The organism is Mesorhizobium sp. WSM4841 (assembly GCF_055811515.1).
Map to the genome: position 1 here is coordinate 108,797 of NZ_JBVVQC010000012.1, position 20,762 is coordinate 129,558.

The following is a 20,762-nucleotide window of genomic DNA, read 5'->3' on the forward strand; positions in this document are numbered from 1 at the left end:
CCCCACCCCCGCCCCGCGCCGCCGGGGGGGGGGGGGGCGGGGCCCCCCCCCGCGGCCCCCCCCCCCCGCCGCCCCCCCGGGGGGGGGGCGGCGAGGTTGCCCCCGACCCCACCCCGCTTCGCAAAATGCCGCCCTGCGGCATTTGCTCCGCGACCCTCCCCCCAAGGGGGAGGGTTAAGAGCCGCATCTCAGATGGCAGCGGTAACGATGATCTCGACCAGATATTCCGGTCCGGCAAGCTTGGCCTCGCCGGTGGCGCGGGCCGGGGTATGGCCCTGCGGCACCCACTTGTCCCACTCCGCGTTCATCTCTGCAAAGGTGCTCATGTCGGCCAGCCAGATGATCGCCTGCAGGATCTTGGTCTTGTCCGTTCCGGCCTTGGCCAGCAATTCGTCGATGGCCGCCAGAATGTCCCTCGTCTGGGCGCCGACGTTTCCGCCCGGCTCGCCGACCTGACCGGCCAGATAGACGGTATTGCCGTGGATGACGATCTGGCTCATGCGCGGGCCAACATCGATGCGACGAATGCTCATGGGATGTTTCCTTCTGTTGTCGGTTGCGCCTCTTTAGAGTCGCCGTCTGCCGGGGGCAAGGTCGACTGAGTGAATCCTCTTGAGCCAGCAGGGCATGGGGCTAAACAGGACACGCCAAATGGTTTAGTCGCCGCAATTCCGCCCGATTGACTTGTTGACTAATGTAATAACATCACATATCCAATCGCCGCCGCCGTACCTGTCGTGCCACCGGATCGTCACATGACCAAAACCTGCCTGACCTTCAGCGACCTGACGCTGGGCTACAACAGCCATCCGGCAATCCATCATCTCGACGGCACGATCCACCGGGGATCGCTGACCGCGGTCGTCGGCGCCAACGGCTCGGGCAAGTCGACCCTGATGAAGGGTATCGTCGGCGTGTTGAAGCCGATGGCCGGAACGGTTGTCCGGGCGCCCGGCGTGCGCGCCGCCTATCTGCCGCAACAGTCGGAGCTCGACCGCTCCTTTCCGGCCAGGGTCGTCGATCTGGTTTCGCTCGGGCTGTGGCCACGCCGCGGGCTGCTCGGCCGCTACACCAGGGAAGATCGCGAGTCGGTCAGCCAGGCGCTGATGGCCGTCGGCCTCGGCGGCTTCGAGAAGCGCCCGATCGACACGCTGTCGGGCGGCCAGCTGCAGCGCACGCTGTTTGCCCGCGTGCTGCTGCAGGATGCCGATCTCATCCTGCTCGACGAGCCGTTCAACGCCGTCGACACCAAGACCGTCGGCGACCTGATCGCACTGATCAAGCGCTGGCATGGTGAGGAGCGCACCATCATGGTCGTAGTCCACGATCTGGATCTGGTGCGCCAGAATTTCCCCGAAACGCTGCTGCTGGCGCGCCAGCCGATCGCCTGGGGCGAGACAAAGGAAACGCTGCGGCCGGAAAACCTGTTGCGCGCGCGCCGCTTCCACGAAGCCTGGGAGGAGAACGCGCCCTGGTGCGAGCCCGACGACCACAAGCATGGTGGTCACGCTCACGACCATGGGCACGACCATCATCACGGCTCCGGGCCGCGGGCAGCATGATGGAAATGCTCTACGGTCTTCTCATCGCTCCGTTCGCCGATTTCGCCTTCATGCAGCGGGCGCTTGCCGGGTCGCTGATGCTGTCGCTCGGCGCCTGCCCCGTCGGCGTCTTCCTGATGCTGCGGCGCATGAGCCTTTCCGGCGACGCCATGGCCCACGCCATCCTGCCGGGTGCTGCCGCCGGTTTCCTGTTCTATGGGCTGGAGATCCTGCCGATGACCATCGGCGGGTTGATTGCCGGCATCATCGTCGCGCTTGGCGCCGGCGCCGTCTCGCGTTTCACCATCCAGCGCGAGGACGCCTCGATGGCGGCCTTCTACCTGATTTCGCTGGCCATCGGTGTGCTGATGGTATCGATCCGCGGCTCCAGCGTCGATCTCATGCATGTGCTGTTCGGCACCGTGCTGGCGCTCAACAATGAAGCGCTGACGCTGATCGGCGGCATCGTGCTGGTCACGCTGGTCAACCTTGCCATTTTTTGGCGGGCGCTGGTCGCCGAATGTCTCGATCCGCTGTTCCTGCGTTCGGTCAGCCGGCTGGGCAGCCCGGTGCATTTCATCTTCCTCGGCCTCGTCGTGCTCAACCTTGTCGGCGGCTTCCAGGCGCTCGGCACGCTGCTATCCGTCGGGCTGATGATGCTGCCTGCGGCCGCCGCCCGCTTCTGGACCATGCGCGTCGAGCCGATGTGCGTGCTGGCGGTGCTGATCGGCTTTGCCTCCTGCGTCGCCGGGCTGCTGTTGTCCTACCACGTGTCGCTGCCATCCGGCCCGGCGATCATCCTGTCTGCGGGCGTCGTCTATTTTGCCTCGATCCTGTTCGGCACGCGCGGCATCCTGCGCGCCCGTATTATCCATCACCGCCACAGAACCGCCTGATCCCAACAGAGGTGACCTTTCCATGCTGAAATCGATCCGCACCGCCTTGGCAATGAGCGTTATAACATTAAGCGCCTTTGGCGCATCATCGGCCCTCGCGGAGCCGTTGAAAGTGGTCGCCAGCTTCACGGTCATTGCCGATTTTGCCAAAAATGTCGGCGGCGACCGGATCGATCTGACCACCATCGTCGGGCCGGACGGCGATGCCCACGTCTACGAGCCGAGTCCGGCCGACGCGGTGGCCATGGCGGGTGCGGATGTGGTGCTGGTCAACGGCCTGCATTTCGAAGGCTTTCTGCAGCGCCTGGTCGACGCCAGCGCCACCAACGCGACAATCGCCGTTCTGACCAAAGGCGTCACGCCGATCAACTTCAAACCCGAATTCGCCGATGCCGACGCCGCTGAAGGCGAAGATACCGATCCGCATGCCTTCCAATCGGTCGCCAATGCCAGGATCTACGTGAAGAACATCGCCGACGCCTTCTGCACCGCCGACGCCGAGGGTTGCGACACCTATAGCGCCAATGCCGCCGCATACACCGAGAAGCTCGACGCGCTCGAGGGTGAAGTGCAGATGGCGATCCAGTCGATCCCGCAAGAGAAACGCGTCGTCATCACCTCGCATGACGCGTTCGGCTATTTCGAGAAGGCCTATGGCCTCACCTTCCTGGCCCCCGAAGGGGTGTCGACCGAGTCGGAGCCGTCCGCTGCGGACGTCGCAAAGCTGGTCAGCCAAGTTAAGCAGGACAAGGCGGCGGCGGTCTTCGTCGAGAACATCGCCAACGCGCGGCTGATCGAGCAGATCGCCAGCGAGACCGGGGTCAAGGTGGGCGGCACGCTCTATTCAGACGCGCTGTCGCAGCCCGACGGCCCGGCCTCGACCTATATCGACCTGATGCACAACAACATCGCCCAGATCAAAGGCGCGATACTCGGAGGGTGAGACGCCGACCACTTGGTCGGCTTGCGCACGTGTAGGCAACAAACTGCTACAGCGTCCTTTGTGGATCCAAGGATGCGCGGTGCTGTAGTAGCCCGGCTGGATTTCCCGCATGAGAATGTCTATCTGCGCAGCGGGATTTCTTTCTGGGCGGATTGCCGTCCAGCCCTGGAAGTGGCAAGACTCCGCCCCTGGCCAGCAGGCATCGAACATTGCGAGGACGCCATCATGGAATATCGTCAGATCAGCGAGGACTATTCGGTCTCGGGCCAGATTCAGCCCGAAGAGATCGCCGCCATCAAGGCCGCCGGCTTCAAGAGCGTCATCTGCAACAGGCCGGATGACGAGCAGCCCGGCCAGCCATCAGCGGACAGTGTCAAGGCAGCGGTCGAAGCTGCCGGGCTCGCTTTCCGCTACATCCCGGTCATCAGCGGCCAGATCACGGCCGAGAATGTCGGGGACCAGGCCGAGGCGCTCGACGAACTCGAAGGCCCGATCTTCGCCTATTGCCGTTCCGGCGCACGCTGCACCAATCTTTACGGGCTGATCCGGCAGTCGAAGGGCTAATTTAGATCGGCAGCGCGCCGGTTTCCTTCAGCGTTTCGAGTACGATCGCCGTCTTCACATGCTGCACGGACTCGTGCGGCAGAAGCACGCCGTTGACGAATTCCGACAGCGACTTCAGGTCCGGCGTAACCACCTTCAGGATATAGTCCATCTCGCCGGTTAGCGCGTGCGCCTCCTGCACTTCCGGCAGCCGCGCCACCAGTTCGCCGAAGCGCTGCGCATTGTCGCGGTTGTGGGTGGCCAGCGTCACCGAGATGACGTTGACCAGCGAGAAGCCGAGCTTGTCGCGGTCGAGCACCGCGCGATAACCCCTGATGTAGCCGTCCTCCTCCAGCCTTTGGCGGCGGCGCGAACATTGCGACGCCGACAGGTTCACCCGTTCCGACAAATCGTTGTTGGTCAGCCGTGCGTCGCCCTGCAATAGAGCCATTATCTTGCGGTCAAACTGGTCGATGCGCGCCTCATCCATAGAATCTTCTCCATACGTGCACAGTTCGCGCATCACTCGATCATTTAAAGCGTTTGAATGCAAGCACCATGCGCCCGTTCCGCGCTATGATTATGCGGAAATGGCCCTTTCCGGCCACAGAGCTTTTTGGAGGACAACACCATGGGCCCCTTCCCACACGACGCACCGCCCGCAAAGATCAGCAAGGCCAATCCCGCCGGCACCGACGGCTTCGAATTCGTCGAGTTCGCGCATCCCGAACCGGAAAAGCTCGCCGAGCTTTTTACCCGCATGGGCTATGTGCCGGTAGCCAAGCACCGCACCAAGGACATCACCGTCTGGCGGCAGGGCGACATCAACTATGTCGTCAATGCCGAACCCGGCTCGCATGCGATGAAATTCGTCGACAAGCACGGCCCCTGCGCTTCCTCCATGGCCTGGCGGGTCGTCGATGCCAAGCATGCGTTCGACCATGCCGTCGCCAAGGGCGCGACGCCCTATGAAGGCAAAGATAAAACGCTCGACGTGCCGGCAATCGTCGGCATCGGCGGTTCACTGCTCTATTTCATCGATACTTATGGGGAAAAGGGCTCGGCCTACGATGCCGAGTTCGACTGGCTGGGCGCGCGCGACCCGAAGCCGGAAGGCGTCGGCTTCTATTATCTCGACCACCTCACCCACAATGTCTACCGCGGCAACATGGACAAATGGTGGGATTTCTATCGCGACCTGTTCGGCTTCAAGCAGATCCATTTCTTCGATATCGACGGCAAGATCACCGGCCTGGTCAGCCGCGCCATTACCTCGCCCTGCGGCAAGATCCGCATCCCGCTCAACGAGTCCAAGGACGAGACCAGCCAGATCGCCGAATATTTGAAGAAATATAATGGCGAAGGCATCCAGCACATCGCCGTCGGTACGGACGAGATCTACGGCGCTACCGACAGGCTGGCCGCCAACGGGCTAAAGTTCATGCCGGGCCCGCCGGAAACCTATTATGACATGTCCCATGCCCGCGTGCACGGCCATGACGAGCCGATCGAGCGCATGAAAAAGCACGGCATCCTGATCGATGGCGAAGGCGTGGTTGACGGCGGCACGACCAAGATCCTGCTGCAAATCTTTTCAAAAACCGTGATCGGCCCGATCTTCTTCGAATTCATCCAGAGGAAGGGCGACGAAGGTTTTGGCGAGGGCAATTTCCGCGCTCTGTTCGAATCGATAGAGCAGGACCAGATCAAGCGCGGCGTGCTGAAGGTGCAGGCGGCGGAATAGGCAGCGGCCTAACCTCTTGCGGTTGGATCAGTTGTTGCTCAGATTCTAGCCATGAATATTTCTGTCGCCGAGGCCAAGGCCAAATTGTCGGAACTCGTTAGGCGTGCGGAAGCCGGTTAGGAGATCGTGCTCACGCGCTGCGGCAAAGTCACGGCTCGCCTCGTGCCGCCAGCATCGCCCGACCTCCTGCCTCGCATTGGCGCCTTGAAAGGCAAGATCCGCATCGGTGACGACTTTGACGAACTCAGCCCTGAATGGGGCGACTACGACAAATGATGGACACGTGCGCCAATCAGTGACGTCGCACCGGTAAGTGGAGGAGCAAGCTCCAAGCGCCGAAGTTTACTTGGTGAGGCCGGCGGCTTTGCGAAGAATGTCGTTGATCCGGCTCTGCCAGCCGGGTCCGCCGGCACGAAAGCGTGCAACCACGTCACTATCGAGCCGAAGCGTCACCTGCTTCTTCGGATTGTCGAGCGCCGGCCGCCCGCGCGAACGGCGAATGCTTTCGGCGAGGTCCGGAAAAACTTCAGCGAAGGGACGTGCGTTTCGAAAATCCTCCTCTGTCCATTCCGGATTGTCCGAAACGGCATCCCAATCTTCCTTGCTATAGCCGCGCCCCGGTTCGAACTTTGTCTGCAACTTACGTTTTGTCATCGAACAACCTTCTTTCAGCCGGGCTGGCCGGACGCATCGAAATTATCGAGATGCCCTCGGAGCCGAGCCGGGCAAACACCACGGCAACGACACCATCGACGATCCGGCCAATTGCGATGAGGCGACCAGCTTTTGCCGTCCGGATTGTCGAGGCAAGAAAAAACTCGTCATCCAGCGCGGCAAAATCCAACCCGTGTTTCTCGATGTTGGCCAACCGTTTCGGTTCGTCCCAGACGATCTTCATCCGAAATTTATGTACCTACAATAATTAAGTCAAGAATTTTCGTAACTACAATTAATTGCCGCCATTAATTGCCAACCTCTCGACCTCGGCTTTCCTGAGTTGCAGATCATAGTCGAGGAAGAATTCGTCGAGTTGCGGCGGTTTCACCGACGTACCGGACAGCATGGCGTGCACTTGGCCGCGATGATGGATGTCGTGGATGAAGAGGTGGGCGAGCAGGTCGCCGATCCGCTCCGGTATGTTTCCGTCCTCGCGCCGGTCAGTGACGACACGGCGGTCTAGATCGGCCGCCGACAGACCGTCGCAGAAGGCGATCAGCCCCCGGTCGGCCGCGACCTGGGCGGCAAACAGCGCTGGTGGTTCATCGAACGGCACGAAATCGTCATGGGCCGCGGCGCCAACGCCACCCTGCTCGAGAAAATCGAGATAGAGATGATCGACAGCCAGGATGTGATTGAGCGTGGCCTTGATCGAGGGAAAGAAGCTGGTTCGCTCGGCTTCGAATTCACCGGGCTCAAGCTGTAGCACGGCGCGGTAGAGCCGGTCGTTCGACCAGAGATTGTTGCGTGCCATGCGGCGATTATGGTTCAGCAGGTCCACGTCACATACTCGCCCAACCAGCCCAGGCAATCAAATTCACAGCAATACCGATAGCACCTATGGCTAGCAGACGAGCGATCATGCCACGCCGCAGCGCTTGCGTTTCAACATCGCTTCCAACGTCCCGGTTCAAAGCGACGTAAATAGGCTTCGCCCGACGCGCAACGCTGCTGAAGTTGCGGAGTCTTTCAGATCGGTCCTCAACCTGATGGCAAAGTCGGATTGCCGAAATTAGAAGCCAGGCAGTAGCGATGCCGCAAATTCCCACAAACCAGAGATAAGTAGCAGTGTACGGCATCCTGATCCTGCCAGCGTTTCGGAACGACGCTAGATATAGAATTGCTTCAAATTGCGTATTTCTCGACCTTCTGCTCGATCGCACCAAAAATCGAATGTCCGGTCCTGTCCTTCATCTCGATGCGTACCGTGTCGCCAAAGCGCAGGAACGGCGTTGTCGGTTCGCCGGCCTCGATCGTTTCGATCATGCGCAGTTCGGCAACGCAGGAATAGCCGGCGCCGCCCGCCGAGGCAGGCTTGCCCGGACCGCCGTCGAGCTTGTTTGAGACCGTCCCCGAACCGATGATGGCGCCGGCGGCCAGCGGCCGGGTTTTTGCGGCATGCGCGATCAGCACCGGAAAATCGAAAGTCATGTCCACGCCGGCGTTAGCCCGGCCGAACGGCTTGCCGTTGAGGTCGACCAGCAGCGGCAGGCTGACCTTGCCGCCATCCCAGGCATCGCCGAGTTCGTCCGGCGTTACCGCGACCGGCGAAAAGGCCGAGGACGGTTTCGACTGGAAGAAGCCAAAACCCTTGGCAAGCTCTGGCGCGGTAAGGGAACGCAGCGTGACGTCATTGACCAGCATGACCAGCCGGATCGCGGCCCGCGTCTCATCTAGGCTTGCTCCCATCGGGACATCATCGACAATGACGGCGACCTCCCCTTCCATGTCTATGCCGAAAGCCTCGTCGGCCGCCCGGATCGGATCACGTGGCGCGATGAAACTGTCCGAACCACCCTGATAAATCAGCGGATCGGTCCAGAAGCTTGCCGGCATCTCGGCGCCGCGCGCCTTCCGGACCAGTTCGACATGGTTCACATAGGCCGAGCCGTCCGCCCATTGATAGGCGCGCGGCAACGGCGAATGGGCGTCATGCTCGTGAAAGCGCGCTGACGGCACCGCATTGTTCTCCAGCGATTCCGCCATGGCGGCGAGATGCGGCGCGATCCGGCTCCAGTCGTCGAGTGCCGCTTGCAGCGTCGGCACCAGAAACGAGGCATCGGTAAAGCGCGTCAGGTCGCGCGAGACGACGACCAACTTTCCGTCGCGCGACCCGTCCTTCAATGTGGCAAGCTTCATGCGGTTTCCTCTCCTGGTGCGGCTTTGGTGCCGCTTTGAATTTTTGTTCTACGCCTGATCTCTTCCGAAAACCGGTTCTCACTTTCGCTAGCGGTCCGGTTCGGGATCATGCTCCAGTCCCACAACAAGGCCGTCGCGGGCGATCGTCAAGTCACCGGCCCATGTTTTCCTGACGGCGGCGATCCAGTCGGCCTCGTCGATCTCGGGATCGTCGGCCGGAATGAGGTGGTTGAGCACCAGTCGCCCGACCCCAGCGTCGGTGGCGATGCGCCCCGCCTCCCCGGCAAGACTGTGGCTGGCGAGCAGATGTTCCCTCAGCCGCGCGCCGTTGCCGGTCTTCGCAAGGAGCCGCTCGATACCCTCCTCCAGCATGGCCTCATGGACGAGGATGTCGGCGCCTTTGGCAAAATCGGCCAATGGCGGAAAGAACGTCGTATCGGCAGAGAATACGACGCTTTGTCCGGCGTGCTCGAAGCGCAGCGCAAAGCAGTCGGTCACCGGCGGATGGTCGACGCGCAGCGCCGAAACCTTCAGGCCGCGCTGCTCCGTCACCCCGCCTTCGCCGAATTCGATGATCGAAACCATATCTCCGATATCAGGCCGGCCCTCGTCGGCGATGCGTATCTCGATGTCGAATTCCATCGCCTGGCAAAAGCGCTGCCAGTAATGGCCAGTGCCGGGCGGGCCGAACACAGCGACCGGTGTCGCCAGACCCGCCGTCCATGCGGTGTGGATCAGCGGACCGAGTTCCAGCACATGGTCGGAATGCAGATGCGTGATGAAGACCAGGTCGAGCGCCTTCAGGCTGATGCCGGCGTCGGCCAGCCCGCGCGTCACGCCAAGCCCGCAATCGACGACGATGTTGCGGCCGCCGATCTCCAGAAGCGACGAACTTGGCCACGGCCCGCACGGCCGGAGCGCCGGGCCGCCCTTCGAGCCCAGCAGCACCAGCCGATCCCGCGTAGGATCGGCGCTCAAGACCAGTCGCCCTCGGGCGTGCCGTTGAAGCGCTTCTTCAGATCGGCCCAGCAGTCGATGTAATTCTCCTGCCGGGTTTCAACTTCGGCGGCGTAGCGGGTCAGCATCTGCGGGAATCGCGTCTCGAACATGAAGGCCATGGTGTTGTCGAGCTTGACTGGTTTCAGGTCCGCGCGCGAGGCCTTTTCGAAGCCAGACGCGTCGGGCCCGTGGGCCAGCATCAGATTGTGCAGGCTGATGCCGCCGGGAACGAACCCCTCCTCCTTGGCGTCGTATTGGCCGTGGATCAGGCCCATGAACTCGCTCATGATGTTGCGGTGGTACCAGGGCGGACGGAACGTGTTTTCGGCCACCAGCCAGCGCGGCGGGAAGATGACGAAGTCGATGTTGGCGGTGCCCTCCTCGCCGCTCGGCGCGGTCAGCACCGTGAAGATCGACGGATCGGGATGGTCGAACAGGATCGCCCCGACCGGCGAAAACGTTGCAAGATCATATTTATAGGGCGAATAATTGCCGTGCCACGCCACCACGTCCAGCGGCGAATGGTCGAGTTCGGCGACATGAAACTGGCCGCACCATTTCACGATCAGCCGGCAAGGCGTCTCCTTGTCCTCGAACCAGGCGCAAGGCGTCTTGAAATCGCGCGGATTGGCCAGGCAATTGGCGCCGATCGGGCCACGATCCGGCAGCGTCAGCTTGGCGCCGTAATTCTCGCAGACATAGCCGCGCACTGTCTCATCGACCAGTTCGACCTTGAACACGAGGCCGCGCGGCAGCACCGCGATCTCGCCGGGTCGCAATTCGATGACGCCCATTTCGGTAACGAAGCGCAGCGCCCCCACCTGCGGCACGACCAGCAACTCGCCGTCGGCGTTGAAGAAATGGTCGTCGACCATCGAGCGGTTGGCGACATAGACATGCGCCGCCATGCCGGTCTGGCCAAGCACGTCGCCGGCGGTGGTGATCGAGCGCATGCCGGCAATGAAGTCGGTCGGCTCCTTCGGCATCGGCACCGGATTCCAGCGATATTGGCCGAGCGCCAGTTCGTGATCGCCGATATTCGGCGCGCTCTTCCACAGCGGATAGGTCGCCGCCTTGAAGCGGCCGGTGTGCCTGACGCTCGGCCTGATGCGATAAAGCCAGGAGCGCTCGTTGGTGCCGCGCGGGGCAGTGAAGGGCGAGCCGGAGAGCTGCTCGGCATAGAGGCCGTAGGCCGGCCGCTGCGGCGAGTTTCTCCCTTGCGGCAGCGAGCCTGCCAGCGTCTCAGTCTCGAAGTCGTTGCCGAACCCCGGCATGTAGGAAAAGGCCATGGTTTCCTCCCTGGATACTGACAGAGTGCTCTTCTCGCCTCCAATGGCTGCGGCACTCAGGCGTTGACGTAATTGGTTTCATTTGTAACCATCGAAAATGTAACTATCAACGGCAGCAACTGCCGGGATACTAAGCCATGGACATCCTGAAACTGGAAAGCTTCCTGCCCTACCGGCTCTACCGTCTCGCCGATGCCGTCAGCCGCGAATTCTCGAGGGTCTACAAGGACCGTCACGGCCTCACGCGCCCGGAATGGCGCACGCTGGCCGGGCTCGGCCAGAACGGCACGATGACCGCGACGGAACTTGGCGAGCAATCCGCCATGCACAAGACCAAGGTCTCGCGCGCCGTCGCCGAGCTCGAACGGCGGCGGTGGCTGACCAGAGCGCCCGACGAAAACGACCGCCGCCTCGAACATCTGGCACTGACCAGAGCTGGCCTTGCCGCCTATCGCGAAATGGTGCCGCTGGCGAAAGCCTTCGAGCGGCACTTGCTGGGAAAGCTGAATGCCAGCGAGCGCGCAGCAATCACGAACGGACTGAATGCACTCGAAATAAACTTCGCCTTGGGCAAGGGTTAAATAGCTATAGTGGTCGGTAGTGCGCCCAACCCGAAGTAAGTGCGTTCGGTCTCAATCATGCGCCTTATTTGGCGTCGAAACGCAACCGGGTCTTCGACGTGAGCCAAGACCGAGTGCGCTCGCGAAGCAGCGGGCTCCCGTACGCTCCCCAGCATCAGTCTTGCCGTGCCTTGATCCCCAGCCAAAGCCGCCGCAACACCGGCATGGAAAGGAGCCCACACGCCGTGGTCGCCCAATTTCAATTCGTTCACCAGGACCGTGGCAGTTGCAGCTACCCAAGGGAACGTCGATCGATAAATCTGGTCAATTTCGGCTGCCGTCCTGGCCATTTGACTTGCCAAGGGGAGAAACTGCTCAGGACTTTCAAACTTGGCAAACGAGCCAACGCGCTCAACGCGATCGAAGGTCAATGTGCTCGGTAGTGAACCCCAAAGCCAGTGAACCGCTAAGTTCAGATAAGAGCCTTTTGACCATGAGCTGGGTTGGAACTCGACAACACTTAGCCAGAAGCCACGATCGGCAATCCATGTTCGCGACTGACCCTTCCGCCGAAATCCAGCGGGTTGCAATGCGATCTTTGCCTGCGAAGCAATGATACGTCCGTGCTCGTTTTCCGCCATCTCGGCCCCCCAATGTGAAGACAAATGGGCTGGCGCTACCAGTCCATCACCACCTTGCCGGAATTGCCGCTCTTCATCGCTTCGAAGCCCGAAATATAGTCGTCAATGCCAATGCGGTGGGTGATCAGGCCGCTGACATCGAGCGGGCCTTGCACCAGTGCGATCATCTTGTACCAGGTCTCGAACATCTCGCGGCCATAGATGCCCTTGAGATGCAGCATCTTGAAGATGACCTTGTTCCAGTCGATCTCGAAGCCGGTCGGCGCGATGCCTAGAATGGCAATCTTGCCGCCATTGTTCATGGCGTCGATCATGTCGCGGAAGGCGGGTGCCGCACCCGACATTTCGAGGCCGACGTCAAAACCTTCGGTCATGCCGAGCGCCGGCATGATGTCGCGCAGCTTTTCCTTCGACGCGTCGACCACATGCTGAACGCGGAGCTTTTTCGCCAGCGCCAGCCGCACCGGGTTGATGTCGGTGATGACCACTTTTCGCGCGCCGACGCATTGAGCGACGAGTGCAGCCATGATGCCGATCGGCCCGGCGCCGGTGACCAGCACGTCCTCGCCGACGAGATCAAAGGACAATGCGGTGTGAACCGCATTGCCTAAGGGATCGAAGATTGCGGCGATTTCGTCGGGCACGTCGTCGGGGATCGGCACGACATTGTGCTGCGGGATCGCCAGATATTCGCCGAAGGCACCCGGCCGGTTGACGCCGACACCGAGCGTGTTGCGGCACAGATGCCCCCTGCCCGCCCGGCAGTTGCGGCAGTGGCCGCAGACGATGTGGCCTTCGCCCGAAACACGCTGGCCGATCTTGTATTCGGTCACCGCCGCACCGAAATCGGCGACCGTGCCAACGAACTCGTGCCCGGTCACCATCGGCACCGGCACGGTCTTTTGCGCCCACTGGTCCCAATTGTAGATGTGGACGTCGGTGCCGCAGATCGCGGTCTTCTTGATCTTGATCAGAACGTCGTTCGGGCCGATTTCCGGCACCGGCACTTCTTCCATCCAGATGCCCGGTTCGGCCTTGGCCTTCACCAGCGCCTTCATCATGTTCGACATTCTTTTGTCCCTTGAATCTCTTGATCCGGACTCGCTTTTGGCTTCCGGCCGTTCAGGAAATCACACCGAGTTCGCGCCCGACCGCGCCGAACGCCTCGACCGCGCGGTCGATGTCGGCACTGGAATGGGCGGCCGACATTTGCGTGCGGATGCGCGCCTGGCCCTTCGGCACCACCGGAAACGAGAAGCCGATGACATAGATGCCGCGCTTCAGCATGCGCGCCGCCATCTCCTGCGCCAGTGTCGCATCGCCCAGCATGACCGGGATGATCGGATGATCGGCGCCGGCAAGCGTAAAGCCGAGCTTACCCATTTCAGACCGGAAGCGCGCCGCATTGGCATAGAGACGCTGACGCAGCGCATCGCCATTGCCGATCAGTTCGAAAACCCGGATCGAGGCGCCGGCGATCGCCGGCATCAGCGTGTTGGAAAACAGATAGGGACGCGAGCGCTGGCGCAACCAGTCGACCACCTGGCTCTTGGCCGATGTGTAGCCGCCCGATGCGCCGCCCAATGCCTTGCCGAGCGTGCCGGTGATGATGTCCACCCTGCCCTCGACGCCACAATGCTCGGCCGAGCCGCGGCCGTTCTTGCCAACGAAGCCGGCTGCATGGCTGTCATCCACCATCACCATTGCATCGTACTTCTCGGCGAGATCGCAGACGCCCTTCAGATTGGCTATGATGCCGTCCATGGAAAATACACCATCGGTGGCGATCAGCCGAAAACGGCAATCCCTTGCCTCCTTCAGCCGCGCCTCCAGATCGGCCATGTCGTTGTTGGCGTAGCGGTAGCGCTTCGCCTTCGATAGCCGCACGCCGTCGATGATCGAGGCGTGGTTCAGCGCGTCGGAGATGACCGCATCCTCCTCACCGAGCAGCGTCTCGAACAGGCCGCCATTGGCGTCGAAGCACGAGCCGTAGAGGATCGTATCTTCCATGCCGAGGAAGCCAGAAATCGTCGCCTCGAGCTGCTTGTGCTCTTCCTGCGTGCCGCAGATGAAACGCACCGACGCCATGCCGTACCCGTAGCGGTCAAGCGCCTGCTTGGCCGCGTCGCGCAATTCGGCGCTGTCTGCGAGCCCGAGATAGTTGTTGGCGCAGAAATTCAGCACCTTTTCGCCGCCCACCTCGATCTCTGCCGACTGCGTCGAGGTGATCACCCGCTCGGATTTGTAGAGGCCGGCCGATTTCAGCCCTTGAAGCTCGCTGTCGATATGGGAGAGGAATGCCGCGCTCATGATCAGGCCCTGTTGAGATTTGAATGGACTGTCGCCCCGCGCGGGCGAAAAATCCACCGCAAAAGCGACTGCTTCGGTGACGCGCCGGCCAGTGGCCAGAATGCCGCCCCAGAATGCCGCCAAATGGCGGAATGCTCAAATGCAGGTGCCGCGCGAAAGAACGCGATAACCATTTCGCGAGCTTTCCACCGCTGCCGCTATCGCCGCTCTGTCGACTTCCAGAGCTGTTAACACTTTTAAGCCAATGGTTCTCACACCTAAACAATCTGTCGGCGAGAGGGACCGCCCCAGAAAATGTCGCAGCAACCGGCGCAAACCATTTCGGGCAGGCTGATACTGTTGATCAAGGCCGGCTATTGGCTGGCGCTGCTGATCATTGCAGCCATGGTGGTGGCCTCCTTCATCCTTCTCCAGCAGATGATGGCTGCCCAGCGGCACGACGATACGCTGCTCGATATTGTCGGCATGCAAAAGACGCTGTCGCAACGCATTGTCTTCCTTGCAAACGCTGCAGGTGCTGCTTCGCGCAACCAACAACCGGCTCTGGTCACCGCATTCAAACAGGCCACGGCGGAGTTCGAGAGGAACTACGACCTTCTGCTCGAGCGGGTCGTCGCCGACCCGGCGTCATCGGCAAGGTTCGATCCAAAGTCAGTCGAGAGCGTGCTTTTCGCCAAGCCGTTTCATCTCGATTACTTCTCGGTCGGGCTTATCGCCAACGGCCAACGCCTGGTTTCGGCGTTCGAATCACGACTCGGTATGGCCGATAATGGCGGCTACAAGGGCGGCGGCGAACGCGTCAACCTCGACGCTTCCATCGCCAATGCGACCCTGTCGGGCTATGCGGCACTCGGCCAGCGCATCAGCGCCCATGCCGATGCGCGATCGGAAACACTTCTCGATCTCCATCGAACGCTGTTCTACACCACCATCGGCGTCATCGTGCTGGTGGCACTTTTCATCTTCAGGCCGATGTCGAACGCCATTCTGCGCAAGACGCATGAACTGATCGATGCCCGCAATTCCATGGCCTTCATCGCCGTGCATGACGGCCTTACCGGCCTGCACAACCGCACCTTCCTGACCGACCATTTCGATACGCTGATCAAGGGGGCACAGCGCCGGCGAGAGCGGCTTGCGGCGGTCCACCTCGACCTCGACCGGTTCAAGCAGATCAACGACACGCTTGGCCACGCCGCCGGCGACTATGTGCTGGTGGTGACGGCGCAGCGCATGCGCGATTCCTGCCGGGCTTCGGATCTCTGCGTGCGTCTCGGCAGTGATGAGTTCGTAATGATCCTCAATGGTGCCGGCGGCACCGAGGACATCAACATGGTCGCCAGACGCGTTCTGACGCAGATCAACGAACCGATCGTCTTTCGGGGCACGACCATCCTTCCGGGCGCCAGCGCCGGCGTCGCCGTCTATCCGGTCGACGCCGACAATGCGCAAGATCTGCTCGTCCATGCCGACCTCGCGCTCCACTCCGCCAAAAAGCAGAGTGGCGGCAGCCTCTCATTCTTCTCCGAGGAGTTGCGGCATGAACTCGATTTCCGCAAGCGGCTCGAGCATGACATTAGGATCGCGATCGCGGAGAAGGCGTTCCAGGTCTATTTCCAGCCCCAGGTTTCGTTGTCGAACGGTACGATCAGCGGCATCGAGGCGCTGGTTCGCTGGAAACATGTCGAGCGCGGCATGATCGCACCGGGCGAATTCATTCCCGTCGCCGAAAAATGCGGACTCATGCCGGAGATCGGCCGCATCGTCATCGCCAAAGCAATCAGCGAGGCGGCCGAGTGGAGCCGCGCCGGTGTTGCCTTTGGACGGCTCGCCGTCAACGTGTCCGGCTCCGAACTGCGTGAGCCCGATTTCGACGCCTTCCTCTTCGGCGTGCTGGAAAAAACTGGCCTGCCGCCACAAAAGCTTTCGCTGGAAATCGTCGAATCCGTCATTCTCGACGACGAGAAGACCGGTATCGCGGCAAAGCTGCGGCACATCCGCGCCGCCGGTGTTCATCTCGAACTCGACGATTTCGGCACCGGCTACGCGTCGCTCAGCCACGTCAACCCGAACGAGATCGACCGGCTGAAGATCGATCGCCGCTTCGTCCAGAACATCAATGAGAACGACGACAACACCAAGATCGTGCGGGCCATCACCGAACTCGCCCGCGGCCTCGGCATCTCGATCGTCGCCGAGGGCGCCGAAACCGAGGCCGAGCTCGATTCGCTGATGGCGATCGGCTGCGACCAGGTGCAGGGCTATTCCATCGCCTTCCCGATGCCGCAGGACACGGCACGCGAATGGCTGGTCGCGCGGGCGCCGAAGAAAGCCAGGCTAACGCTGCTGCGGGGAAGCCGGGCGTAAGGCGCCAACCTTGACATGCCGCTTCGGAAATGGCGGCCTGACGGGTAAGTCCGGCTAAGGTGCCGCCGACTGTCGCAATGGCGGCAAATTCTTCAGCGGATTGAGCATCAGCACCCCGAGCGGTGCAAAATGACGCTCGTTGTCCGTCAGTATCGTCAAACCGTGGACCTCGCCCGTAGCGGCGATCGCTATGTCTTCGAACCCTGGCCGATGCGCCCTTGCCTGATCACGGATGGACCCGGCGGCATGTGCGGCGCGCAAATCGAAGGGAAGAACCCTCTTTCCTTGGGCCACTGAAACAATGCGTTCGGCAGTTTGGGATCAATCGACATTCGCCCGCAGCGCCGCCAGGACTTCCGCGAACTCCGCCAGCCTCTCGTCGGACAACCCGGTCCGCAGCCGCTTGTCGAAGGCGAGTGCTGCCGTGCGCAATTTCAGGAACAGCGCCTCTCCCACTTCGGTCAGCTCGACCTGATGGACCCGGCGGTTTTCCGGATCGCGGCGCCGGGTCAGCAGGCCTTGCGTCTCCATCGCGTTCAGATGGTGGGTCAGCGTCGCGCCTTGGATTCCGATCATGCCGGCGAGCTCGCGCTGGTTGGCCAGTTCGCGCGACTTGATCGACAACAGAGTGACCCAGACCGGCAGCGTGCCGCCAGCCTCGACCAAGGCGGAGTCGAAGGCCTGTGCGACAAGCTTTGCGGTGCGGGCGAGATTCATCCCGACTGGCGGGCGGTCAAAAAGCGTCATGATCCGACACTAGAGCAAGGGAAAGGCCGATGGAACTGGCCCTTGACTTTACATTGACATCTAATCATTCGATATCTAATCCTATGGAAAGCGGTGGGAAAGGAGAAAATGCGGTCATGCAATATGTCTACATCGTCGTCCTCGGCCTTCACGTCATGGCCGGTGTGTTCTGGGCTGGAACGACCATCGCGGTCGCCCGCGTTCCGGAGATTCGGATCGAACGGTTTTTCCGGCCGCAAATGGGTGCGGCCGGCATGGTTTTCCTGACCGGCGCTCTGCTCTGGCATTTCTTCCACAGCGGCTATTTCGGTTCGATGGAAATCATTCTGGCCCTGGGTATCGCGACGGCGCTGGTTGCCGCCGGTATTCAGGGCGCGCTGGTCGGCTCTGCCAGCAGGCGGCTTGCCGGCACTGACGCGGCGACGGAAATGCAGTTGCGCGCGAAAATGACAAGGGGCGAACGCATCGCTGGTGGGCTGCTGGTCATCACCATACTTTGTATGGCTACCGCCAGGATGTTCTGAGTGGGGCCTGCCGCAATCACGGTTCAAGAGATCGTACGGTGTCTGGCGGCAAGCCGACAGCGTGCGCGGCGCGCAGATCGGACCGACGTGCCTGATGGCTCTCCGTGCGGAGGTTCGGCTGCGCGCCACCAATCAATCCGAAGTGATCTTCAGATCCGCAATCCGAACCTGATGCCGTCATAGACTGCTGCGTGGATGTTGCGAGAGGCTACCGCATCGCCGATGCGGAAAAGCACGAAACCGCCTTGCGGATTGCGCGCCGGAAAAATGTCGCCGCCATTGACCAGCCGCTCGTAATCGACCGCGCCGCCGTTCTTCGACAGCGGTTTCAGTGCGAGATAGAGATCATCGAGCGGCAGCGTGCCGTGCTCGACCACCACCTGATCGACCCGCCGCTCGCCGCGCCAGCCGTCAGCGAAGTCGGAGCTGAGCTCCGCAACCAGTTGATTGCCCTCGCGCCGCACCGAACGCAGCCGCGTGTTGATGGTGATGGTGACGCCCTTTTCCTGGAAGGCGCGCATATAGGGCACGTGGTTCATGCCGCCCATTTCCGGGGCGAAGAAGCGTTCGGGCGAAACCAGCTCAAGCTTTGCACCGCTATTGGCGATCAATTCGGCCGCACCCATGCCCTGATGGCCGCCATTGTCGTCATAGAGCAGCACGTGTTCGGCCGGCTTGATGCTGCCGGCCATGATCTCCCAGCTCGAAGTGACGAGATTGTCGCCCGCCACCAGCGGCGGGTTCTGCGGCAGGCCGCCGGTGGCGACAACCACCACGTCGGGCGACAGCGCCAGAACATCGTCCTTCTCCGCCCAGATGTCATAGCGGATATCGACGCCGAGCCGGCCGAGTTCGGCCAGCCGCCAGTCGATAATGCCGATCAACTCCTTGCGGCGCGGGTTTTGCGTCGCCAGCCGCACCTGCCCGCCGGCCTGGCTCGACGCTTCCAGCACCGTCACCTTGTGACCGCGCTCGGCCGCGACACGCGCCGCCTCCAGACCGCCGGCCCCAGCGCCGACAACGACCACGTTTCGCTTCGGTCCCTCGGTTCTCGAGATGATGTGCGGAATATCAGCCTCGCGGCCGGTTGCCGCATTGTGGATGCACAGCGCCTCGCCGCCCTCATAGATGCGGTCGAGGCAGTAAGTGGCGCCGACGCAAGGGCGGATTTCGTGCTCGCGGCCCTCCATCACCTTCCGGATGATATGCGGATCGGCCATGTGGGCGCGGGTCATGCCGACCATGTCGAGCTTGCCGGTGGCGATGGCGTGACGCGCGGTGGCGACATCGGCAATCCGCGCCGCATGGAAGGTCGGGAATTTCGTCGCCGCCCTCACCTCGCCGGCGAAGTCGAGATGCGGCGACGAGCGCATGCCGGTCACCGGGATGACCTTGGTCAGCGCGGCATCGGTTTCGATCGAGCCGCGGATGATGTTGAGGAAGTCGACCTTGCCGGAGCCGGCCAGCCTCCTGGCGATCTCCACGCCTTCCTGTTTCGAAAGGCCTTTTTCGAAATCCTCGTCGGCGACCATGCGAATACCGACGACGAACTTTTGGCCGACCGCCGCCCGCACCGCATCGAGCACCATGCCGGTGAAGCGCAAGCGGTTGTCGAGCGTGCCGCCGAAATCGTCGTCGCGCTGGTTGGTGGCCGGCGACCAGAAACCGTCCATCAGGTGGCCATAGGCCTCGAACTCGATGCCGTCGAGGCCGGCGGCCTGGCAGCGCTGGGCGGCGGCGGCATAGTCGGCGACGATGCGCTCGATGTCCCAGTCCTCGATCGTCTTCGGGAAGGCGCGATGCGCCGGTTCGCGCACCGGCGACGCGGACAGCACCGGCAGCCAGTCGGCCTTGTTCCAGCCAGTGCGGCGGCCGAGATGGGTGATCTGGATCATCACCTTGCAGTCATGCTCGTGGCAGGCATCGGCGAGTTCGGTGAGCCAGGGCACGATGCGGTCGTCATAGACATGCAGATTGCCGAATGCGGCCGGGCTGTCGCGCGAGACGATCGCCGAGCCGGCTGTCATGGTCAGCGCCATGCCGCCTTTGGCCTTTTCGGCGTGGTAGAGCCGGTAGCGCTCCTTCGGCATGCCGTCCTCGGAATAGGCCGGCTCGTGACTGGTCGACATGACCCGGTTCTTCAGCGTCAAATGTTTGAGCTGATAGGGCTGGAGAAGCGGATCGTTAGTGGTCATCGTCTTCCTGTTTCAAATTGTGCTAATGAGCGGCAAATTTTTGTTTTGCGCATGTCGTATCCCAAAACCGCGCGGGTCAGGCCCGTGGGCAGGCTTTTGGGCGACATGCAGTAAGGAACCCGCCCATGACCGATACGAAAAACCTTACCCAGCTCGGCACCAACGTCGAGGCGCCACAGAGCCCTGAAGCGGCAGTCCTGGAAACCGTGCCGTTTTCGCGCGGCGACGGGCCGCCGGCCATCGTTCGCTTCACCTGCCCGGAATTCACCTCGCTCTGTCCGGTCACCGGCCAGCCGGACTTCGCCCATATCGTAATCGACTATGCACCCGACACGCTGCTGGTGGAATCGAAGTCGCTGAAGCTGTTCATGACCTCGTTTCGCAACCATGGCGCCTTCCATGAAGAGTGCACCGTCATGATCGGCCGCCGCATCATCGCCGCGACCAAACCACTGTGGTTGCGCATAGGCGGCTATTGGTATCCGCGCGGCGGCATTCCGATCGACGTGTTCTGGCAGACCGGCGCGCCGCCGGAAGGCGCATGGCTGCCCGACACCGGTGTTGCGCCCTATCGCGGGCGCGGGTGAGCCTGAGTTTCTAAGGAACG

At 61.9% G+C, this 20,762-nt stretch carries 23 protein-coding genes and 1 pseudogene; 10 read left to right on the plus strand and 14 right to left on the minus strand.

The window, feature by feature from the left end; translation table 11 throughout:
* Window positions 1-188 precede the first annotated feature (188 nt).
* On the minus strand, window positions 189-533 hold the full coding sequence (locus AC0L14_RS16625) for a RidA family protein (protein ID WP_095496140.1): 345 nt from the start codon (window positions 531-533) through the stop codon (window positions 189-191).
* A gap of 222 nt (window positions 534-755) precedes the next feature.
* Here AC0L14_RS16625 and aztA point away from each other — a divergent pair, with 222 nt between their 5' ends.
* The 4 genes from aztA to AC0L14_RS16645 all read left to right on the plus strand — a co-directional run bounded on the left by aztA (window position 756) and on the right by AC0L14_RS16645 (window position 3,944).
* A complete protein-coding gene (gene aztA, locus AC0L14_RS16630) occupies window positions 756-1,562 on the plus strand; it encodes a zinc ABC transporter ATP-binding protein AztA (protein WP_473487772.1) in 807 nt (268 codons plus the stop codon).
* Window positions 1,562-2,437 (plus strand): zinc ABC transporter permease AztB, encoded by an 876-nt coding sequence (gene aztB / locus AC0L14_RS16635; protein WP_473750180.1) that lies wholly within the window; start codon window positions 1,562-1,564, stop codon window positions 2,435-2,437. The genes aztA and aztB overlap by 1 nt, the downstream gene beginning before the upstream one ends.
* A gap of 22 nt (window positions 2,438-2,459) precedes the next feature.
* Complete coding sequence (gene aztC / locus AC0L14_RS16640) at window positions 2,460-3,380, plus strand: zinc ABC transporter substrate-binding protein AztC (RefSeq protein WP_473750139.1); 921 nt, start codon at window positions 2,460-2,462, stop codon at window positions 3,378-3,380.
* A 225-nt stretch (window positions 3,381-3,605) separates the two neighbouring features.
* Window positions 3,606-3,944, plus strand: coding sequence for a protein tyrosine phosphatase family protein (locus tag AC0L14_RS16645; RefSeq protein ID WP_473528797.1), 339 nt, complete (start codon window positions 3,606-3,608; stop codon window positions 3,942-3,944).
* 1 nt (window position 3,945) lies between these two features.
* Here the strand turns inward: AC0L14_RS16645 and AC0L14_RS16650 are convergent, their stop codons facing one another.
* Complete coding sequence (locus AC0L14_RS16650) at window positions 3,946-4,413, minus strand: Lrp/AsnC family transcriptional regulator (RefSeq protein ID WP_473750140.1); 468 nt, start codon at window positions 4,411-4,413, stop codon at window positions 3,946-3,948.
* Window positions 4,414-4,554: 141 nt separating this feature from the next.
* Between AC0L14_RS16650 and hppD the strand changes: the two genes are divergently transcribed.
* Window positions 4,555-5,667, plus strand: coding sequence for a 4-hydroxyphenylpyruvate dioxygenase (gene hppD / locus AC0L14_RS16655; RefSeq protein ID WP_473487776.1), 1,113 nt, complete (start codon window positions 4,555-4,557; stop codon window positions 5,665-5,667).
* Between the two features lie 126 nt (window positions 5,668-5,793).
* On the plus strand, window positions 5,794-5,943 hold the full coding sequence (locus AC0L14_RS16660; protein WP_473528800.1) for a type II toxin-antitoxin system Phd/YefM family antitoxin: 150 nt from the start codon (window positions 5,794-5,796) through the stop codon (window positions 5,941-5,943).
* A 66-nt stretch (window positions 5,944-6,009) separates the two neighbouring features.
* Here the strand turns inward: AC0L14_RS16660 and AC0L14_RS16665 are convergent, their stop codons facing one another.
* The 6 genes from AC0L14_RS16665 to hmgA form a co-directional block, all read right to left on the minus strand.
* Window positions 6,010-6,321, minus strand: coding sequence for a BrnA antitoxin family protein (locus tag AC0L14_RS16665; RefSeq protein WP_123147618.1), 312 nt, complete (start codon window positions 6,319-6,321; stop codon window positions 6,010-6,012).
* Window positions 6,308-6,565 carry a BrnT family toxin gene (locus AC0L14_RS16670; protein ID WP_473487778.1) on the minus strand — a complete coding sequence of 86 codons (258 nt, stop codon included), beginning with the start codon at window positions 6,563-6,565 and terminating at the stop codon, window positions 6,308-6,310. The genes AC0L14_RS16665 and AC0L14_RS16670 overlap by 14 nt, the downstream gene beginning before the upstream one ends.
* 51 nt (window positions 6,566-6,616) lie before the next feature.
* A complete protein-coding gene (locus tag AC0L14_RS16675) occupies window positions 6,617-7,165 on the minus strand; it encodes a DinB family protein (RefSeq protein WP_473750141.1) in 549 nt (182 codons plus the stop codon).
* 344 nt (window positions 7,166-7,509) lie between these two features.
* Window positions 7,510-8,523 (minus strand): fumarylacetoacetate hydrolase family protein, encoded by a 1,014-nt coding sequence (locus tag AC0L14_RS16680; RefSeq protein WP_473528803.1) that lies wholly within the window; start codon window positions 8,521-8,523, stop codon window positions 7,510-7,512.
* 87 nt (window positions 8,524-8,610) lie between these two features.
* Window positions 8,611-9,501, minus strand: a complete 891-nt coding sequence (locus tag AC0L14_RS16685) for an MBL fold metallo-hydrolase (RefSeq protein ID WP_473750142.1) — start codon at window positions 9,499-9,501, stop codon at window positions 8,611-8,613.
* Window positions 9,498-10,811 carry a homogentisate 1,2-dioxygenase gene (hmgA, locus tag AC0L14_RS16690; RefSeq protein WP_473750143.1) on the minus strand — a complete coding sequence of 438 codons (1,314 nt, stop codon included), beginning with the start codon at window positions 10,809-10,811 and terminating at the stop codon, window positions 9,498-9,500. The genes AC0L14_RS16685 and hmgA overlap by 4 nt, the downstream gene beginning before the upstream one ends.
* Window positions 10,812-10,948: 137 nt before the next feature.
* Between hmgA and AC0L14_RS16695 the strand changes: the two genes are divergently transcribed.
* On the plus strand, window positions 10,949-11,392 hold the full coding sequence (locus tag AC0L14_RS16695) for a MarR family winged helix-turn-helix transcriptional regulator (protein WP_473750144.1): 444 nt from the start codon (window positions 10,949-10,951) through the stop codon (window positions 11,390-11,392).
* On the opposite strand, the gene AC0L14_RS16700 is transcribed toward AC0L14_RS16695, so the two are convergent.
* The 3 genes from AC0L14_RS16700 to AC0L14_RS16710 are packed head-to-tail and all read right to left on the minus strand — an operon-like array spanning window position 11,389 to window position 14,322.
* A complete protein-coding gene (locus tag AC0L14_RS16700; protein WP_473750145.1) occupies window positions 11,389-12,012 on the minus strand; it encodes a DUF4304 domain-containing protein in 624 nt (207 codons plus the stop codon). The genes AC0L14_RS16695 and AC0L14_RS16700 overlap by 4 nt on opposite strands.
* A 35-nt stretch (window positions 12,013-12,047) precedes the next feature.
* The gene (gene tdh / locus AC0L14_RS16705; protein ID WP_473750146.1) at window positions 12,048-13,082 is read right to left on the minus strand and encodes an L-threonine 3-dehydrogenase; all 1,035 of its coding nucleotides are present in this window, start codon (window positions 13,080-13,082) and stop codon (window positions 12,048-12,050) included.
* A 52-nt stretch (window positions 13,083-13,134) separates the two neighbouring features.
* Entirely contained in the window at window positions 13,135-14,322 is a 1,188-nt protein-coding gene (locus tag AC0L14_RS16710; RefSeq protein WP_473750181.1) for a glycine C-acetyltransferase, read from the minus strand.
* Between the two features lie 294 nt (window positions 14,323-14,616).
* Here AC0L14_RS16710 and AC0L14_RS16715 point away from each other — a divergent pair, with 294 nt between their 5' ends.
* A complete protein-coding gene (locus tag AC0L14_RS16715) occupies window positions 14,617-16,689 on the plus strand; it encodes a putative bifunctional diguanylate cyclase/phosphodiesterase (RefSeq protein ID WP_473750147.1) in 2,073 nt (690 codons plus the stop codon).
* 54 nt (window positions 16,690-16,743) lie between these two features.
* On the opposite strand, the pseudogene AC0L14_RS16720 reads toward AC0L14_RS16715, so the two are convergent.
* Both AC0L14_RS16720 and AC0L14_RS16725 read right to left on the minus strand, forming a co-directional pair.
* Window positions 16,744-16,971 (minus strand): annotated as a pseudogene (locus tag AC0L14_RS16720) (PIN domain-containing protein); the annotation flags it as partial.
* 39 nt (window positions 16,972-17,010) lie between these two features.
* On the minus strand, window positions 17,011-17,436 hold the full coding sequence (locus AC0L14_RS16725) for a MarR family winged helix-turn-helix transcriptional regulator (RefSeq protein ID WP_473489322.1): 426 nt from the start codon (window positions 17,434-17,436) through the stop codon (window positions 17,011-17,013).
* Window positions 17,437-17,552: 116 nt separating this feature from the next.
* Between AC0L14_RS16725 and AC0L14_RS16730 the strand changes: the two genes are divergently transcribed.
* Window positions 17,553-17,960 (plus strand): hypothetical protein, encoded by a 408-nt coding sequence (locus tag AC0L14_RS16730; protein WP_473750148.1) that lies wholly within the window; start codon window positions 17,553-17,555, stop codon window positions 17,958-17,960.
* A gap of 149 nt (window positions 17,961-18,109) precedes the next feature.
* On the opposite strand, the gene AC0L14_RS16735 is transcribed toward AC0L14_RS16730, so the two are convergent.
* A complete protein-coding gene (locus AC0L14_RS16735; RefSeq protein ID WP_473528812.1) occupies window positions 18,110-20,155 on the minus strand; it encodes an oxidoreductase in 2,046 nt (681 codons plus the stop codon).
* A 125-nt stretch (window positions 20,156-20,280) separates the two neighbouring features.
* On the opposite strand from AC0L14_RS16735, the gene queF reads away from it, so the two are divergent.
* The gene (gene queF, locus AC0L14_RS16740; RefSeq protein ID WP_123151602.1) at window positions 20,281-20,742 is read left to right on the plus strand and encodes a preQ(1) synthase; all 462 of its coding nucleotides are present in this window, start codon (window positions 20,281-20,283) and stop codon (window positions 20,740-20,742) included.
* Window positions 20,743-20,762: the final 20 nt, after the last annotated feature.

Coding starts and splice junctions, on each gene's coding strand:
- tdh (WP_473750146.1), bottom strand. CDS start 13,082: ATGTCGAACATGATGAAGGCGCTGGTGAAGGCCAAGGCCGAACCGGGC.
- AC0L14_RS16735 (WP_473528812.1), bottom strand. CDS start 20,155: ATGACCACTAACGATCCGCTTCTCCAGCCCTATCAGCTCAAACATTTG.
- AC0L14_RS16665 (WP_123147618.1), bottom strand. CDS start 6,321: ATGACAAAACGTAAGTTGCAGACAAAGTTCGAACCGGGGCGCGGCTAT.
- AC0L14_RS16725 (WP_473489322.1), bottom strand. CDS start 17,436: ATGACGCTTTTTGACCGCCCGCCAGTCGGGATGAATCTCGCCCGCACC.
- AC0L14_RS16680 (WP_473528803.1), bottom strand. CDS start 8,523: ATGAAGCTTGCCACATTGAAGGACGGGTCGCGCGACGGAAAGTTGGTC.
- AC0L14_RS16715 (WP_473750147.1), top strand. CDS start 14,617: ATGTCGCAGCAACCGGCGCAAACCATTTCGGGCAGGCTGATACTGTTG.
- AC0L14_RS16710 (WP_473750181.1), bottom strand. CDS start 14,322: ATGAGCGCGGCATTCCTCTCCCATATCGACAGCGAGCTTCAAGGGCTG.
- AC0L14_RS16650 (WP_473750140.1), bottom strand. CDS start 4,413: ATGGATGAGGCGCGCATCGACCAGTTTGACCGCAAGATAATGGCTCTA.
- AC0L14_RS16670 (WP_473487778.1), bottom strand. CDS start 6,565: ATGAAGATCGTCTGGGACGAACCGAAACGGTTGGCCAACATCGAGAAA.
- aztC (WP_473750139.1), top strand. CDS start 2,460: ATGCTGAAATCGATCCGCACCGCCTTGGCAATGAGCGTTATAACATTA.
- hmgA (WP_473750143.1), bottom strand. CDS start 10,811: ATGGCCTTTTCCTACATGCCGGGGTTCGGCAACGACTTCGAGACTGAG.
- AC0L14_RS16730 (WP_473750148.1), top strand. CDS start 17,553: ATGCAATATGTCTACATCGTCGTCCTCGGCCTTCACGTCATGGCCGGT.
- aztB (WP_473750180.1), top strand. CDS start 1,562: ATGGAAATGCTCTACGGTCTTCTCATCGCTCCGTTCGCCGATTTCGCC.
- hppD (WP_473487776.1), top strand. CDS start 4,555: ATGGGCCCCTTCCCACACGACGCACCGCCCGCAAAGATCAGCAAGGCC.
- queF (WP_123151602.1), top strand. CDS start 20,281: ATGACCGATACGAAAAACCTTACCCAGCTCGGCACCAACGTCGAGGCG.
- AC0L14_RS16625 (WP_095496140.1), bottom strand. CDS start 533: ATGAGCATTCGTCGCATCGATGTTGGCCCGCGCATGAGCCAGATCGTC.
- AC0L14_RS16695 (WP_473750144.1), top strand. CDS start 10,949: ATGGACATCCTGAAACTGGAAAGCTTCCTGCCCTACCGGCTCTACCGT.
- AC0L14_RS16700 (WP_473750145.1), bottom strand. CDS start 12,012: ATGGCGGAAAACGAGCACGGACGTATCATTGCTTCGCAGGCAAAGATC.
- AC0L14_RS16645 (WP_473528797.1), top strand. CDS start 3,606: ATGGAATATCGTCAGATCAGCGAGGACTATTCGGTCTCGGGCCAGATT.
- aztA (WP_473487772.1), top strand. CDS start 756: ATGACCAAAACCTGCCTGACCTTCAGCGACCTGACGCTGGGCTACAAC.